Origin of the sequence: Desulfovibrio sp. JC022 (assembly GCF_010470665.1) — a bacterium.
Lineage (GTDB): Bacteria > Desulfobacterota > Desulfovibrionia > Desulfovibrionales > Desulfovibrionaceae > Maridesulfovibrio.
This window is the reverse complement of record NZ_VOPZ01000011.1, coordinates 122,000-138,002: the sequence shown is the minus strand read 5'-3', so window position 1 is coordinate 138,002 and position 16,003 is coordinate 122,000. Positions and strand designations below refer to the sequence as shown.

Sequence of the window (16,003 nt, the reverse complement as noted above, 5' to 3'; positions counted from 1 at the left end):
CATCCCATTTCGTCAGGCCCGATGGAAGGCACCAACAACAAGATCAAGACCATGAAACGCCAAGCCTACGGCTACCGTGATCAAGAGTTTTTCAAACTCAGAATCATGGGCATTCATGAGGCAAAGTACTCTTTAACCGGATGAACCTAAAGAAAAGCGTCTCAAGAGGCAAATTTAATCGACTTCAATGATCAATTATTTCGCTTGAAGCAGGTTAGCACGAAAATAAACAACAAAAATCTCGGACATTAATCATCGACAAGTTGTAACTAGTTAAATTTTAACTTTTAAGACTAGTGGAACTTATCGATTAAAATACAGACACCTTCAAATTTTGATTAAATCAGTTGGGCTTCTCTTTCAAAGTTTACATAATTTACATTATGAGACATAGATATAAAGTTAAATATATTAACAAGTTATAATTTTGCGTGTCATGTTTACGTTTTTCTGTCCATTTATCGACTGAGTCGCGCTAATTTATGGGATTTGTAACTCTCGACCTTCTTCAGGATGTCTTTAGCTCTATCAGTTCAGTCAAAACCAGATTCAATTTTTAGCCTTTAAGCTTAAACCTCTGATACTCTGTGTTGGATTTTGTTTGTAAATTGCTTAGAAAGGAAATTTGAGGTTCTTGTTTTGATGCATAAGAAAAGCCTTGTTCAACTCTTAGTCAAACAAGGCTTACAGGGTATTTTTTAGTTATTGCTAACCTAGCGCTAACTGTCGTTACCCATAAAATCCATCAATCCTTTGAATGAAATTTCTAGGCCATCTATTCCGGTCGCAACGATTTGATCAATATCGATTGATTCATCAGACAGATCTGCCAGCACATTTGTCTGCAACTTTTGCTCATGAAACAACTTAACTGTGTCGGCCAGAACCTTAAAATTATTACTGGATTTTTGCTGCACCGCACTCAGGTTAAAACTTACGAATTCAGCTCCGGACTTAGCGGCCATGATGGCCTTCGTTATACTATCCAGCCCACACACGTTCACTGAAACATCTTTGCCTGCAAGTATTTTGCAGACTTTAAAACCTTCAAGTGTGGCTTGAACTTTTATCACTGTGTTCGGACTTAACCGCAGTAATTGGCGGACATCGTCAAGCAGTTCGTCGGAATTATTGCCTTTAGCGGAAACAAAAACCGGACCTTGCATAACGGAAACTATAGACTCAGAATTATTGTCCGCAGCAACGCATTTTTCTTCACCCTCTTCCGTCAACAGGCAGATACCGTCAATTAAACCATATTCAACAGTTTTTTTTACTTCATAGAGTGAACAGGTTTTGAGGTAGATTTTCATACTTCTCCCCTGCCCTTTCTCGGGCACAAAAAAAGAACCCTCTTAACATGGTCAAAAGGGTTTATAGAAATATTTAGGATAACTTATTCGTTACTTTCAGCCTCAAGCCGTTTGATGTATTTGTCACGGCATTCGTAAGAACAGAAGCATTCAACTTTTTCACCGTTCTTTACCCGGATGTCACCATTCTTGGGAACATAGGCTCCGCAAATCGGGTCCTTGACCATCTCGCCGGTCTTGACCTTTTTATCGTGGACCTTGCCGGCTTGATCTTGCTTTTTTTTCTGGTCGCCGCTGAAAAGCTTCCACATAATGAAGGCAGCCACGGCAATAATAACAAATTTCATCATAACTTTTTAGCACCTCAATGAAAAAGGCCGCACCTATAGAATAGATGCGGCCCAAGAATTAATCCTGATAAATCTTCTTACCTTCAGTGCGGTAATCGATCTTTTTGAGAGCGTCAGCAATGGTTGTCCCATCCGGGAACATCAGCTCCGGTTCAATGTCAGTCAGCGGAAGAAGCACAAAAGCTCTATCCAGTGCCCGCGGATGCGGAACAGTGAGATAATTCCCGCTATCGATGACCCGGTCTCCAAAAAGAATTATGTCCAGATCAATGGTCCGTGGGCCGTTTTTAACGTCTCGAACCCGGTCCATCTGCCCTTCCACTGCCTGAAGCGTGGAGAGGAAGCCTTCTGCGGACCAAAGTTCGGGATCAACGTCAAAACGGACCACCTGATTCGTAAACCATGGCTGATCTTTCAATCCCTGAGGTTCGGTCTCGTAAGTTTCAGACCATTTTTCAGGTTCAATACCTTCATATTTTTCCAGCCTAGCTACAGCCTGATTCAAATTATCTTCTGTGTCTCCGATATTTGAGCCAAGACTGACATAGACCTTTATAATTGGGATATCCGTGATACTGCCTCCTTGAGCCTTTCGGTATCAACAGTCAGCGAAATTCTGAAGTACCCTTCACCGGATTCGCCGAAGCCGTTACCGGGAGTGACAACAACACCGGTTTCCTTCAGGAGCTTGGATACGAACTCGGAAGAAGTGTAGCCTTCGGGAGTTTTAGCCCATACGAAGATGGATGCATCAGGCACCTTGCAGGAAATATTGATCTTTTCCAGAGCTTCGATAACGCAGTCACGACGCTCTTTGTAGATCTTGCGGAATTCCTTAACATAAGGTTCGCCTTCTTTTAGTGCAACAATTCCGGCTTCCTGTACAGCCTGAAAGATGCCGGAGTCGACATTTTCTTTAATTTTTCCGAGACCTGCGACAAGTGAGGCATTACCCACTGCCATACCACAACGCCAGCCGGTCATATTGTAGGTCTTGGACAGGGAATGGAATTCGATGGCCACATCTTTTGCACCGGGAGTTTCCAGAATGGAAATGGGCTTGTTGTTTTCATCGTAGTAGACTTCAGTGTAAGCGGCGTCAGCGGCGATGATTACGTTATGCTTTTTGGCTTTAGCAACCAGCTTTTCGTAAAACTCAGGAGTCGCGGTGGCGGATGTCGGGTTGTTGGGGTAGTTTACGAAAATGATTTTGCACTTATCCCATTTTGCATCATCGATAGCGTCGAGCTCAGGCAGGTAGTCATTTTCTTCGAGAAGGGGAATCATTTCAACCACGCCGCCGGCAAAACCGGAAGCTACCGGGTAAACCGGATAGTTGGGGGAAGCAACCAGTACGAGATCGCCGGGGTTAACAAACGCCAGCGGAAAGTGCGCAATACCTTCTTTGGAACCGATCAGGGAAACAACTTCGCTTGCAGCATCCAGTTCCACGTTAAATCTTTCTTTGTACCAATCGGCAACAGCCTGACGGAAAGTCATAAGACCTACATAGGAAGGATACTGGTGGTTGACCGGATTCTGGGCTGCTTTATGCAGTGCTTCAATAATAAAATCGGGAGTCGGAAGATCAGGATCGCCGATGCCGAGGCTGATGATATCTACTCCTTGAGCTGCAACTTCAGCTTTGAGTCTGTCGATTTCAGCAAAGAGGTACGGGGGGAGTGTTGCGAGCCTGTCGGCAAGTTTAAATTCTGGCATTACGATATGCTCCTGTCTTTTTTTTGGTTAAATTATTATCAAAACTCTTTAAATGTGCTTGTTTGCTCTGTCAATCAACTTGAGCAGTCGCGACCATACGTGTAATGAATATGGGATATGACCGAGAATGAGAACAACACATCCTGTAAACACCAATGGATCGACCGTTATCTGGAGTACCTGCTCATTGAGCGGGGTCTCTCTGAAAACAGCCTGAACGGGTATCTGAGTGATCTGGAGTCTTTTCAGAATTTTCTGGAAGAAAGGTCCGCGAAAATTGAAGACGCCACAAGTCAGACCCTGCTGCTCTACCTTACATATCTAAGGTCGAAAGCATTGAAATCAACCTCGCTGGCGAGGCATCTTTCGTCTTTGCGGGGATTTTTCGCGTTCTGCACGTCGCGGGGCTTCATTAAAGAAGACCCGGCAACACTGCTGGAAAACCCGAAACTCCCCAGAAAAATTCCTGAGTTCCTTTCACCGGAGGAAATAGGCCGCATACTTGCCCTGCCCAAGCTGACCGAAAAACTGGGGTTTCGCGATCGTGCAATGCTTGAGCTGCTTTATGCAGCCGGAATGAGGGTCTCCGAACTGATCAATCTTAATATTGAAGATTTTGATCCGCAAACCGGAGTTCTCATCATTTTCGGCAAAGGTTCCAAGGAACGGCTGGTACCGATTCATTATGTGGCGCAAAATTTCTTAAATCAATACATTAAGGATTGGCGTCCTGCTTTTAATCCCAAGGTTAAGAACATATTCTTAAACAGATCCGGAAAAGGACTGACCAGGCAGGGAGTCTGGAAACTGATCAAGAAGTTCGCACTGGAAGCAGGTATAAAACGTTCAATCTCTCCGCACACTTTCAGGCATTCTTTTGCCACCCACTTGCTGGATGGCGGTGCGGATCTGCGTACAGTCCAGTTGCTTCTTGGTCATTCAGACATTAATGCTACCGAAATATACACACATATTCAAGCCGGAAGATTGGTCCAGCTTCATAAACGCTTTCACCCCCGTTCTGTAATGTGAGATTTTAAGAATGTCAAAAAATGTAGAGCTGATTAAGGCGGAAACAATAATTACCGGGCATGTAAATGCGGATTTTGATTGTTTAGCCGCTATTGTTGCTGCCGGGAAACTATATCCCGGAGCCACTCTTATTTTTCCCGGAAGTCAGGAAAAGAACTTGCGTAATTTTTATATGGAAAGCGCAACGTACTTCTTTAATTTCAAGCACTTGAAAGAAATTGATAAGAGCGCGGTCAAGCTGCTGGTTATTGTGGATACTTCCCGCCGCAAACGAATCATCCATATTGATTCGATCCTTAATAATCCGGGCTTGAGAATTCACATCTATGACCATCATATGAAATCAGAATGTGATCTCGATCCCGAACTGATTATTAAAAAGCCCTGGGGTTCAAGTGTTGCTATTCTGTCCCACGAAATTCGGGAGCGCGGCCTTGAAATAAATCAGGAAGAAGCTACCATCATGGGCCTTGGGCTTTATGAGGATACAGGTTCATTTACGTTCAATTCCACCACTGAACATGATTTCGAGGCCGGAAAATGGCTTTTAAAGAACGGTATGGAACTGGATGTTATTACCGACCTGCTCAACCGTGATCTTTCCGCCCAGCAAATAACTTTGCTAGGTAGGTTGCTTGAAGGAGCTACCACCCATACAATTAATGACCTTGATGTGGTTATCTCAGAGGTCAGCACCCCTGAATATGTTGGTGATTTCTCTGTGCTAGTCCACAAATTCATGGACATTGAAAATATCAAGGTTCTTTTCGCGCTGGGCCGCATGAATGACCGTATCCATCTTGTGGCCCGCTCACGAACCCCGGATATCGACGTTGGTGCTATTTGCACCAATTTCGGTGGAGGCGGACATGTTTATGCGGCCTCTGCAACAATAAAAGACCGCACCCTGGCAGAAGTGCGTGACGAACTTTTTGCCCTGCTCTATTCTAAAGTAACTCCGCGTCTCAATGTGGAGTCCATTATGTCCAAACCCCCGGTTGCCATTCCCCGCAATATGACCATTGCCAAGTCGGTCGAGCGAATGACTCAGTACAGCCTCAAAGGCGTACCTGTGGTGGATAATATGGAGAATATGCGTGTTGTGGGGCTGCTGGAACAAAAGACCGCAGATAAAGCCCTTTCCCATGATTTGGGTCATGTAGAAGTGGAAATTTACATGCAGCAGCCTTTCTCCACTATCAAGACCGATTCCGGTATGCACCGGGTCATGGAAATTATCCTCGGTCAAAAGCAGCGGATGGTTCCGGTGGTGGAGAATGACCGGGTTGAAGCCGTTGTTACCAGAACGGATTTAATCAATATGCTGGTGCAGGACCCGGCCCGTATTCCTGAATCCCTGTTCCCCGACAAGAAACAGGAACGCAACATTCGCAACATCATGCGTAATCGGCTGCCCAACAAGATTCTCGACATCCTTGAAACAGCCGGGGAAATGGCCGCAGAGATCGGCACCGAAGCCTACGTGGTGGGAGGTTTTGTCCGCGATGTCTTGCTGACCAAAACCAATTTTGACCTTGATCTGGTGGTTGAAGGAGATGGCATTGCTTTTGCCAAGAAGCTTGCAAAAAGAATGGACGGCCGCGCCAAATACCATCGTAAATTCAAAACAGCCGTGGTTATCCTGCCGGACGGACAACGTGTGGATGTGGCAACCGCGCGCCTTGAATACTACGAATACCCAGCCGCTCTGCCCACGGTGGAACTTTCATCCATAAAAATGGATCTTTACCGCCGCGATTTCACCATCAATGCACTGGCTGTGCATATCAATCCTTCCAGTTTTGGAAAGCTGGTCGATTTCTTCGGTGCCCAGCGCGATTTGAAGGATAAGACTATCCGCGTGCTTCACGCACTGAGTTTTGTAGAAGACCCAACCCGCATCATGCGCGCCATCAGATTTGAGCAGCGTTTTGATTTTAAAATCGGCGGACAGACTCTGAGTCTGATCAAAAACGCCCTCAAGCTGAATCTGATCAATAAACTTTCCGGCTATCGGTTGACTCATGAAATGCGCATTATTTTAAATGAAGCCAATGTGCTGCACAGCATTGAACGTATGAATGAGCTGGGTGTGCTTGAGGCCGTGCATCCGCTGCTGGTTCTTAATTCCGCCCGTTCACAGGTTATTGCCGAACTTGAAAAGCTTATGAGTTGGTACAATCTGCTTTATCAGGAACAGCCTATCTCGGTCTGGAAAACATACTTTCTGGCTATGTGCATGGGTATTTCCAAGGCTAAGATGGAACAAATTTACGATCGGTTCAGTTTTTCACCCAGTGAGCGCAGGGAATTTGTCCATTTGCGTGAAACCATTTTCTGGGCGGCCGGGAATATAATGAATATCAAACAGGAAATGAAACCCAGTGAAATCTATGAAACTCTTAGTCCGGTTCCGCTGGAGGGAGTTCTCTTCATTATGGCCCGTACCAAACGGGATATGATCAAAAAATACGTATCCCAATATTTGACCAGCTTGAGACTGACAGCAATTGATGTCACAGGTGAAGATCTAAAAGGTCTCGGACTTGAGCCCGGCCCTTTGTATTCCAAGCTTCTGCTTCAGGTTAAACTGGCCTGCATTGATGGAGAATTAAAAGGAAGAGCTGAGCAACTGCGCTTTTTAAAGGAAAAGATTAAAAAAACAGGCTCCTCAAAGCAGACATAAACCTGCAACTAGTTGTTTATTCAATATATCAACCCTAAAAAAATCGTTTCCCTTGCTCTTGGCTGACAACCCGTGTAGAACATGCGGACTTTTGCAATATGCTGGGAGAAACACCCTTTTTGAATGTTTTTTTAGCGATTAGGCTGTTTTTTTCATATTTATTGTTGATAATTAGCTGGTATTTAATTAGTGGAAATTGATATTGTTTGATAAAAGACAATATAAACAGTTCTGGCTCAAGTTTAGCGGAACATTCTGACAATATCTTCACTGCCGTGCGAAGGTATTGTAAAGGTTATTTTACAGATGGACGTATTATGGGCACCGTGGCGAATGGACTATATTCTTGGTCCCAAGCCGGATGAATGTGTTTTCTGTATCCCGGAACACACTGACGAGGATGAGGAAAGATTAATTCTGCACAGGGCAAAGCACTGTTTTGTGATTATGAATAAATTTCCTTACAATAACTGTCATTTGATGGTTACGCCTTACCGTCATGTCAGTAAACTCACTGATCTTGAAGAAGTTGAAGCTTCCGAGATCATGAAATATATAACCATAAGCTGCGATATTCTGGAAAAGGCATGCAACCCGCAAGGGATAAATGTCGGCCTGAATATAGGGGAAGCAGCCGGAGCTGGGATCGCCGCCCATCTCCATTTTCAGTTAGTACCCCGTTGGAACGGGGATGCATCGTTTATGGCGGTGTTCGGAGAAACCAATGTTATCCCCGACCACTTGTCTTCAACTTACAATAGGCTCAAGCCGTTATTTGACAGCTGCTGTCGCTAAGTAACACTAAGGAGGGTTTCATGCGTTACTTGAAGGTTTTGGCTCTGGTAGTTCTCTTTTTCCTTTCTATGGTATTCTTCATTCAGAATACTCCTGAACTTTCCAAGGAAGTAACTCTGTCCATCGAACTGTTCAATTACAAGTTCATGAGCCAGCCTCTTCCGTACTACCTGTTGATCCTGATTGCTTTTGCAGCAGGTTCCGTTCTCTGTCTGCTCTACTTCATGGCTGATAAGATTCGTCTTTCCGGACAGCTTCGCACCTGTCGCACCAGAATGGCCAACCTTGAGCAGGAAGTAAATTCTCTCCGCAACCTGCCCCTCGACGAGGGGAACTATCCCTCCGCTGAAGAAAGCGAAGAGAAAGCTTCTGAATAATAAGCGCATTAATATGGAGTATACGTGTCCTTTTTAAGCGTATTTAAAAAGAAGAAGATGACGGCGTCCGATAATCGGGCGCCGTCTTATTCGTCCGGGACTGGAAAAGGTAAATCCGGGCTTGCGGATACCCGCGCAGCCATTGATGAACTCAGCAAGGTTGTAAAGGATACTCCGGAAGCTGTTGAAATTTATCTTGCCCTAGGTAACCTTTACCGTTCGCAGGGTGAAATTGAACGTGCCGCCCAGATCAGGAACAGCCTGATTGTGCGTCCAGGCCTTGATCCGGCGATTAAAGCCCGTGCCCTTTATGAACTGGGGCGTGATTTCAGCCGTGGTGGTTTTTTGGATCGTGCGGTTAATGCTTTTGAAAAAGCCCGCGAAATTGAGGGTGATTCACCTGAGATTCTGACCGAACTTGCTGAACTTTCTGCGGGTGGACGGGAATTTGAAAAAGCAGCAACCTACTATTCCAAATTAAATCAGCCTGTACAGGAAGCACATTATCTTGCCCGCTTGGCCGAAGACTATACATCTGAAGGTGAAGATGCCGCTGCCCAGCGTATCCTGAAAAAAGCTCTCAAAATTTCCTCAAGTTCAGTTGAATCATGGTTGCTGGTACTGACCAGATTAAAACAGGAAGGTTCACTGGATAAATTCAAAAAGAAATTCAATTCCGCGCTTGCACAGGTTCCAAAACATTTAAGATTTGTCCTTATTGAAGGATTGCTGGCAGATTCCCTTATTTTCGGGGATACTCCCATTGGCAATAAAGATCAGGATAATGACCGTAACTATCCTTTTTATGAAGTGATGGTTGAAGAAATTTCTCAGTCAGACCCGGATGTAATTATGCATTATTACGGGGCAAGACTACTTCAGCTTTGTGGAAAGCAGGAAGAAGCTGTTGTCTGGCTTGAAAAGACTCTGATGCTCAACCAGAATTTTTGGTTAGCACGCCTTGAGCTTTTTAATCTTGCCCAAGATCAGCAGGAGCTGACTTCATCGTTTAAAAACCAGCTGGACTTTTTCGTAAATGTTGCGAGAAAAGTACAAAGATTCACCTGCTCCAGTTGCGGTTTCAAGCGGGATAGAATATTTTTCAATTGCCCCAGATGCCGCAGTTGGCATTCAATTTCGTTCCGTAAAGAACTGAACCAGTAAGCCCCATATATATTATTGTGAGCAAAAAAAAACTCACTCCCATGTTCGAACAGTACATGCTGATCAAGGCAGAACACCCTGATTCACTGCTGTTTTACCGGATGGGAGACTTTTACGAACTTTTCTTTGAGGACGCTGAAATTGCAGCGCGTGAACTGCAGATAGCCTTGACCTGCCGCAATCCCAATTCCGAAGACAAGATTCCTATGTGCGGAGTCCCGCATCATGCCTCTCGCGCCTATCTTTCCCAGCTAATTGAAAAGGGGTACACTGTCGCGCTCTGTGACCAGATTGAAGACCCTAAGCAGGCAAAAGGACTGGTTAAGCGTGCGGTAACAAGGGTCTACACTCCCGGAACCGTAGTTGAAGACGATACCCTCTCGGCAAAAGACAGCAACTATCTGGCTGCACTTATCTGGGATGAAGCGAAATCAACAGGCGGTCTGGCCTGGATGGATTTTTCCACCGGGCAATGGAGTGGTATCCAAAGCAAAAACGAAAACGATCTCTGGCAATGGGCACTCAAAACCAATCCCCGAGAGTTAATTCTTCCGCAAGGCAAAACCATTCCAGCACAATATGGCGAAATCGATGCCCGGATTACCCCTGCTCCCTCTGCCGGATATTTTAATTACAAGTCCGCCAAGGATAATGTCCTAGAAGCGCAGAATGTCGCTGATCTTGATTCGCTGGATCTTGAAGACAAGACTCAGCTGACTCAGGCCTGTGGTGCACTTATATCCTATCTTCGCCAGACTCAGATGCAGGAGTTTGATCACTTAGGGGAATTTAAGCCTCTGAACCTGACCAAGTTCATGATTTTGGATGAGGTAACCGAAAGGAACCTTGAACTTTTCAAAAGATTGGATGGCAAAAAAGGGAAAGGCACCCTGCTTAATGTGCTAGATAAAACCATCACCCCCATGGGCGGACGGCTTCTTTCTGTACGTTTAAAGCAACCCTGGCGGGAAATTTCCCCCATTGAGAATAACCAGCGCGCAGTTTCTTTTTTTCATGACGATGACTCCCTGCGTGCCAAAATCAGAGAGCTGCTTGATACAGTTTATGACCTTGAGCGACTATCCACCCGTGTAGTGCTTGGGCGGGCAACTCCCAAAGATTTTATAAGTTTGCGTGAGAGCTTAAAAACACTGCCGCCGGTTCACCATCTTCTGCACGAGGCTGTTGTAGCCGTGGATGAAGGAAATCTGGTAACTCCGGCCCTCAAGGCTATCGTCAAGAAATGGGATTCCATGAGTGATGTGGCTGAGCTTCTGGAGCAGGCCCTAGTGGACTCCCCTCCTCCGGTGATCACCGAAGGGGGGCTCTTCAAGACCGGATTCAACCCGGAGCTGGATGAACTTATCCAGCTCACCGAACACGGTGAATCCACCCTTGCGGATCTGCTGGCTCATGAAAAAGCCACAAATGATCTACCTAAGCTCAAGCTGGGATTCAATAAAGTTTTCGGCTACTATTTTGAAATTTCCAAAGCCTTTAAAGGACAGGTTCCGGACTACTTTGAACGTCGCCAGACCCTTGTAAACAGTGAACGCTACATTACCCCGGAGCTTAAAGAGCTGGAAGAAAAGCTTCTTTCAGCATCCGAAAAACGCAAGACACTGGAATATAACCTCTTCCAGAAGATCCGCGAGAATGTAGCCGGAAACCGGGGCCGTTTCATGTTCATGGCTGATGCCATTGCTGCTGTGGATTTCTGGCAGGGGCTTGCTGAAGCTGCGCGGGTCAACCGCTGGTCCTGCCCGGAAATCCATCCCGGCATGGAGGTTGTTATTGAAGAAGGACGCCACCCTGTGGTCGAGGCGGTTCAGGGGGCTGCAAACTACATCCCCAACAGTCTGACCATTGATGAAAAAAGACGTATTCTGCTCATCACCGGACCGAACATGGCAGGTAAATCTACCGTGCTCCGGCAGGTTGCGCTCATGGGTATTATGGCCCAGATTGGCTCATATATTCCGGCTACCAGCGGACGCATAGGTCTTATGGATCGTGTCTTTTCCCGCGTGGGTGCTTCAGACAACCTTGCACAAGGCCAGTCCACTTTCATGGTTGAGATGATGGAAACCGCCAGAATTCTGCGGCAGGCTTCCAAGCGCAGTCTGGTTATCCTTGATGAAATTGGACGCGGTACCTCTACTTTTGACGGCCTTGCTTTGGCATGGGCGGTGGTGGAAGAGCTTTCCAAACGCGCACGGGGCGGCATCCGAACACTTTTCGCCACCCATTACCATGAACTGACTTCCCTTGAGGGAGTCATCGACGGCTTGCGCAATTTCAACATTGCAGTGCGTGAATGGAAAGGAGATATTCTTTTTCTGCGCAGGCTTGTACCCGGACCGGCTGATAAGAGTTACGGTATCGAGGTGGCTAAGCTTGCCGGGGTACCCAAGCCTGTAGTAGTACGGGCTAGGGAAATTCTTGCGAATCTTGAAGAAAAATCGCAGGATGTGGATGGTCAGCCTGTGCATCAGGCCCCGTCCGTGCAATCAATTCTGCCGGGAATGGTCTGCACTGGAAATGAAAATAAAAATGAAGCTCCGCCCGAAGATCACGCGCTTATTAAGGAATTGCGCAATCTTGATGTGAACGGACTTTCACCCATAGAAGCCCTTACCCTTCTGAATCAGTGGAAAAAATCGCTGGGAGAAAATTAATGAAATTTCATTCTTTTAAAAAACAAATACTGCTGGCAGTTCTGGCTCTCATGCTTCTGACTACCGCAGGATGCGGTGTTAAACTCTGGCCTGCCCCGCAGCAGAGCGAAGATGTTTTCACTTTTGCTTCCGTGGAAGGCCGCCGGGTAGGTGAATGCCTTAAAGTTGTAGTAAAGGTTGACGGCGCATTTAAAAATGTGGACAATTTAAGCCTTCAATTTCAAGCCGACGGCTCCGGTCCGGGAGAAGGCTGCCCGACATGTCCTTTCTTTCCGGCTATCAGAAAAGAATTCACCCCCGGTTCCGAAGGTATTCAATCTGACGGCTCCACTTTCGTATTCAGCGAATGTGGACTTAATCCCGCTAAAAGCTATCGTTGGAGAGTCGTAGGACGCAACGTTTACGACGCACTTGGAATAGTAATTTCCGACGTATACACAGCTGCACCCTAATCTTTTAATGGAGTCCTTCCACAATGCATCATTTTGAAGTTAAAAATAATGAACTGCATGCTGAAAACATCAGCATCACCGAACTTGCCAAAGAGTACGGTACCCCGCTCTATATTTATTCCGCAGCCACCCTGCGCAGACATTTTGAAGCTTTTGATTCCGCTTTTACCGGACTCGACCACATGACCTGCTATTCCGTTAAGGCCAACTCCAACCTGAGTGTACTCAAACTGCTGGCTGAAATGGGCGCAGGCATGGACATTGTTTCCGGCGGCGAACTTTTTCGCGCACTTAAAGCAGGTGTTCCGGCAAGCAAGATTGTGTTTTCCGGTGTAGGTAAGAAAGCTTACGAAATTGCTGAAGCTCTCAAAGCTGATATTCTCATGTTCAACGTTGAATCTGTGGGCGAAATGCACCGCATCAACGAAGTTGCCGAGACCATGAACAAGACCGCACGTATCAGCTTCCGCATCAACCCGGACGTTGATCCCAAGACCCATCCCTACATTTCCACCGGGATGAAAAAGAACAAGTTCGGCCTTGATATGGAAACCGCCAAGGAAGCTTACAAGACCGCAAAAGAACTTTCTAACATTTCCCCCATCGGCATGGACTGCCATATCGGTTCCCAGCTGACCACCATCGAGCCGTTCCTTGAAGCACTCGACAAGCTTCTCGCCTTCCGTGACGAACTGGGCACCATGGGCATTGAGATCGAACACCTTGATCTCGGCGGCGGACTGGGCATCACTTACGATGAGGAAGAACCTCCGCATCCGAAGGAATTCGGTGAAGCCCTGAGCAAGGCCCTTGCTGATAAAGGACTTAAAGTAGTACTTGAACCCGGTCGTGTTATCGCCGGTAATGCGGGCATTCTTGTCGGTGAAGTCATCTACACCAAGAAGACACCGACCAAAGATTTCCTCATTGTCGATGCAGCCATGAACGATTTGGTGCGTCCTTCCCTGTACCAGTCTTACCACCGCATTTCTGAGGTCACCCAGAACAACCGTCCTGAAATCGACTACGACATTGTCGGCCCTATCTGCGAGTCCGGCGACTTTCTTGCCAAGGATCGCATGCTTCCTGAAATGAAGCAGGGCGAGCTCATCGCGGTATACTCTGCCGGAGCATACGGTTTCACCATGTCTTCCAACTACAACTCCCGTCTGCGCGCGGCTGAAATCATCGTTGACGGCGATGACGTCATCGTAGCCCGTAGAAGAGAAACATACGAAGACCTACTTAGATTGGAATCTTAATTTGCTTATTACAAGGGCATGGGTATTGTAACGGTACTCATGCCCTTGATTGCCTTCGGCGAGCCTCCCGGCGGGCGCTTTCAGCGAGACCAAAGGGAATAATCCCCTTTGGAATCCCTATTAAGGGATTTTTTATTTTATTAGGTATAAGATTATAAAACTATGGCTAGACTAAATTCATTTCACTTACCTGCTGAGAATTGGAATGCACCCTTCGTACTTGAAGGCGGAGAAGCTAAACATCTTGGGAAAGTTCTGCGAACCCGTGTGGGCGATACCGTTCGCCTTTTTGATGGATGCGGACGTGAGGGACTTTTTACAGTCACTGATATTACCAAGAGTAAAGTGCAACTTGAGCTGAGCGAAAAAAGTTCCATTCCTGATTCGCGGAATATTACCCTTGCTATTGGTTGGAATAAATCAAGCCGCCGCAATTGGATTTTAGAAAAGTCCGTTGAATTACAGACTCGCGGTCTGATCTTTTTTCAAAGTGAATTCAGTCAGGGCAAGGTGCCTTCCGAGATTAAAGAAAGCTGGAATGAGAAGCTTGTGGCTGCTGCCAAACAATGCGGAAACACATGGCTGCCTGAACTTCAGACCGTTCGGGGATCAATCGAGAAATTGATTGAAGCATCCGCCCCATACGACAACAAACTTTTCTTGTGGGAAAAAGCGGATGAGGATACGGTGCCGGATAATTCTGTTTTTGCTGCTGAATCCACGCTAGCCGTCATCGGCCCGGAAGGAGGATTCAGCCAGCGTGAAGCCGAGTTATTAATAGAAAACGGTTTTAAGCCCGTCAGTCTCGGCAATTCTATCTTACGCTGGGAAACAGCCGCCCTGCTCTGCATGGGAACTGCATATTTGGAAAGACAAAAAATATGAAATTAGAATTAACAGATAATCAGCCGCTGGCTGACCGTATCCGCCCAAAAAATATCGACGAATTTTTCGGGCAGAATCATATCCGTGAACGGGTTGAGGCTTTTGAGCGTTCTAAACGTTTGCCCAGCCTTCTTCTTTTTGGACCTCCTGGTTGCGGTAAATCTACGCTTGCCCTGCTGCTGGCAAAATCTACCGGCCGCCATTTTATGCGCATCAGTGCACCGGAGTCAGGGATTGCCGCTCTGCGTAAAAAGCTGGCAGGCATGGATATACTCATCCTCGACGAACTGCACCGTTTCTCCAAGGCTCAGCAGGATTTCTTTTTGCCTATTCTGGAATCCGGTGAAATAACCCTGCTGGCGACCACAACTGAGAACCCCTCCTTCAGCGTTACCAGACAGTTGCTTTCAAGGCTGCATGTCCTGAGGCTCAGAGCCTTAAGTAAGGTTGATTTGCTGGCCATCTGTAAACGGGCCTGTGAAGAGCTTGAAATTGAACTCAGTGAAGAAAGCTTGAACCTGATTACCTCCATGGCCGGAGGTGATGGACGCAGTATTCTTAATCTGCTGGAGTACACTTCACAGCTGCCTGAAGAAAAACGTGAAGTTGAAAATTTACGCAAAATCCTGCCGGAAACAGTTGTCCGTGGCGATCGCGATGGCGATTCCCACTATGAGCTGGCATCGGCCCTGATCAAATCCATTCGTGGCAGTGACCCGGATGCGGCACTTTATTATCTGGGCTGTTTAATCGAGAGCGGGGAGGACCCGAAATTCATCACCCGCAGGCTGATTATTTCCGCAGGTGAAGATATCGGGCTGGCTGACCCTTATGCCATGACCATGGCTGTATCCTGCCAGCAGGCAGTTGAATTTATAGGCATGCCTGAAGGATTTATTCCCCTTTCTGAAGCTGTCGTTTATCTCGCTCTTGCCCCTAAAAGTAACAGCACCTATGCAGCTTATCATACCGTGAAGCAGGAAATCCGCCAGAACGGCATGCTTCCGGTTCCGCTCCATTTGCGCAATGCCACAACAAATTTACAAAAAGAATGGGGCTACGGACGAAATTACCTTTATCCGCATTCGTATCCCAATTCATACGTTGAACAGGATTACCTACCCCCGGAAATAGCGGACCGCATGTTTTATGATCCTAAAGATCAAGGGGAAGAGCCGCGTTTGAATGCCTGGTTAAAGGGACAACGCCGCCCCCGTCCAACAAGAAAAAGGCCTGATCCCAAGAAATGGGGAAAATAAAAACGCTGATGGTGTTTTCTCAGTAGTTTAA

General features: G+C 46.5%; 15 protein-coding genes. 11 read left to right on the top strand and 4 right to left on the bottom strand.

Going from position 1 to position 16,003, the window contains the following annotated elements; all coding sequences use genetic code 11:
- The coding region (locus tag FMS18_RS17645; protein WP_163295553.1) for a transposase at positions 1 to 144 on the top strand (144 nt) is incomplete at its 5' end.
- A gap of 575 nt (positions 145 to 719) precedes the next feature.
- Here the strand turns inward: FMS18_RS17645 and FMS18_RS17640 are convergent.
- From FMS18_RS17640 to FMS18_RS17625, 4 genes are all read right to left on the bottom strand, one after another.
- Positions 720 to 1,313 (bottom strand): transaldolase family protein, encoded by a 594-nt coding sequence (locus FMS18_RS17640; RefSeq protein WP_163295987.1) that lies wholly within the window; start codon positions 1,311 to 1,313, stop codon positions 720 to 722.
- Positions 1,314 to 1,396: 83 nt separating this feature from the next.
- Positions 1,397 to 1,663 (bottom strand): transcriptional regulator, encoded by a 267-nt coding sequence (locus FMS18_RS17635; protein WP_163295986.1) that lies wholly within the window; start codon positions 1,661 to 1,663, stop codon positions 1,397 to 1,399.
- A gap of 58 nt (positions 1,664 to 1,721) precedes the next feature.
- Positions 1,722 to 2,219, bottom strand: a complete 498-nt coding sequence (gene folK / locus FMS18_RS17630; RefSeq protein WP_163295991.1) for a 2-amino-4-hydroxy-6-hydroxymethyldihydropteridine diphosphokinase — start codon at positions 2,217 to 2,219, stop codon at positions 1,722 to 1,724.
- Positions 2,216 to 3,382, bottom strand: a complete 1,167-nt coding sequence (locus FMS18_RS17625; RefSeq protein WP_163295985.1) for an LL-diaminopimelate aminotransferase — start codon at positions 3,380 to 3,382, stop codon at positions 2,216 to 2,218. Before FMS18_RS17625 ends, folK begins: the two co-directional genes overlap by 4 nt.
- A gap of 117 nt (positions 3,383 to 3,499) precedes the next feature.
- Between FMS18_RS17625 and xerD the strand changes: the two genes are divergently transcribed.
- From xerD to FMS18_RS17575, 10 genes are all read left to right on the top strand, one after another.
- Positions 3,500 to 4,414 carry a site-specific tyrosine recombinase XerD gene (gene xerD, locus FMS18_RS17620; protein ID WP_163295984.1) on the top strand — a complete coding sequence of 305 codons (915 nt, stop codon included), beginning with the start codon at positions 3,500 to 3,502 and terminating at the stop codon, positions 4,412 to 4,414.
- 10 nt (positions 4,415 to 4,424) lie between these two features.
- Positions 4,425 to 7,100 carry a CBS domain-containing protein gene (locus FMS18_RS17615; RefSeq protein WP_163295983.1) on the top strand — a complete coding sequence of 892 codons (2,676 nt, stop codon included), beginning with the start codon at positions 4,425 to 4,427 and terminating at the stop codon, positions 7,098 to 7,100.
- A 306-nt stretch (positions 7,101 to 7,406) separates the two neighbouring features.
- Positions 7,407 to 7,895 carry an HIT domain-containing protein gene (locus FMS18_RS17610; RefSeq protein WP_163295982.1) on the top strand — a complete coding sequence of 163 codons (489 nt, stop codon included), beginning with the start codon at positions 7,407 to 7,409 and terminating at the stop codon, positions 7,893 to 7,895.
- A 20-nt stretch (positions 7,896 to 7,915) separates the two neighbouring features.
- On the top strand, positions 7,916 to 8,272 hold the full coding sequence (locus FMS18_RS17605; RefSeq protein ID WP_163295981.1) for a lipopolysaccharide assembly LapA domain-containing protein: 357 nt from the start codon (positions 7,916 to 7,918) through the stop codon (positions 8,270 to 8,272).
- Positions 8,273 to 8,296: 24 nt separating this feature from the next.
- On the top strand, positions 8,297 to 9,436 hold the full coding sequence (locus FMS18_RS17600; protein ID WP_163295980.1) for a tetratricopeptide repeat protein: 1,140 nt from the start codon (positions 8,297 to 8,299) through the stop codon (positions 9,434 to 9,436).
- A 17-nt stretch (positions 9,437 to 9,453) separates the two neighbouring features.
- Positions 9,454 to 12,114: a DNA mismatch repair protein MutS gene (mutS, locus tag FMS18_RS17595; protein WP_368854183.1), complete on the top strand. Its 2,661-nt coding sequence runs from the start codon at positions 9,454 to 9,456 to the stop codon at positions 12,112 to 12,114.
- On the top strand, positions 12,114 to 12,566 hold the full coding sequence (locus FMS18_RS17590; RefSeq protein WP_163295979.1) for a hypothetical protein: 453 nt from the start codon (positions 12,114 to 12,116) through the stop codon (positions 12,564 to 12,566). The genes mutS and FMS18_RS17590 overlap by 1 nt, the downstream gene beginning before the upstream one ends.
- Before the next feature lie 23 nt (positions 12,567 to 12,589).
- Entirely contained in the window at positions 12,590 to 13,828 is a 1,239-nt protein-coding gene (gene lysA, locus FMS18_RS17585; protein ID WP_163295978.1) for a diaminopimelate decarboxylase, read from the top strand.
- A gap of 162 nt (positions 13,829 to 13,990) precedes the next feature.
- The gene (locus FMS18_RS17580) at positions 13,991 to 14,713 is read left to right on the top strand and encodes a 16S rRNA (uracil(1498)-N(3))-methyltransferase (RefSeq protein ID WP_163295977.1); all 723 of its coding nucleotides are present in this window, start codon (positions 13,991 to 13,993) and stop codon (positions 14,711 to 14,713) included.
- The gene (locus FMS18_RS17575; protein ID WP_163295976.1) at positions 14,710 to 15,972 is read left to right on the top strand and encodes a replication-associated recombination protein A; all 1,263 of its coding nucleotides are present in this window, start codon (positions 14,710 to 14,712) and stop codon (positions 15,970 to 15,972) included. The genes FMS18_RS17580 and FMS18_RS17575 overlap by 4 nt, the downstream gene beginning before the upstream one ends.
- Positions 15,973 to 16,003 lie beyond the last annotated feature (31 nt).

Excerpts from the sequence above, each read along its gene's own strand:
- FMS18_RS17640 (WP_163295987.1), bottom strand. The coding sequence starts at position 1,313 with ATGAAAATCTACCTCAAAACCTGTTCACTCTATGAAGTAAAAAAAACT.
- FMS18_RS17635 (WP_163295986.1), bottom strand. The coding sequence starts at position 1,663 with ATGATGAAATTTGTTATTATTGCCGTGGCTGCCTTCATTATGTGGAAG.
- FMS18_RS17625 (WP_163295985.1), bottom strand. The coding sequence starts at position 3,382 with ATGCCAGAATTTAAACTTGCCGACAGGCTCGCAACACTCCCCCCGTAC.
- xerD (WP_163295984.1), top strand. The coding sequence starts at position 3,500 with ATGACCGAGAATGAGAACAACACATCCTGTAAACACCAATGGATCGAC.
- FMS18_RS17615 (WP_163295983.1), top strand. The coding sequence starts at position 4,425 with ATGTCAAAAAATGTAGAGCTGATTAAGGCGGAAACAATAATTACCGGG.
- FMS18_RS17610 (WP_163295982.1), top strand. The coding sequence starts at position 7,407 with ATGGACGTATTATGGGCACCGTGGCGAATGGACTATATTCTTGGTCCC.
- FMS18_RS17605 (WP_163295981.1), top strand. The coding sequence starts at position 7,916 with ATGCGTTACTTGAAGGTTTTGGCTCTGGTAGTTCTCTTTTTCCTTTCT.
- FMS18_RS17590 (WP_163295979.1), top strand. The coding sequence starts at position 12,114 with ATGAAATTTCATTCTTTTAAAAAACAAATACTGCTGGCAGTTCTGGCT.
- lysA (WP_163295978.1), top strand. The coding sequence starts at position 12,590 with ATGCATCATTTTGAAGTTAAAAATAATGAACTGCATGCTGAAAACATC.
- FMS18_RS17580 (WP_163295977.1), top strand. The coding sequence starts at position 13,991 with ATGGCTAGACTAAATTCATTTCACTTACCTGCTGAGAATTGGAATGCA.
- FMS18_RS17575 (WP_163295976.1), top strand. The coding sequence starts at position 14,710 with ATGAAATTAGAATTAACAGATAATCAGCCGCTGGCTGACCGTATCCGC.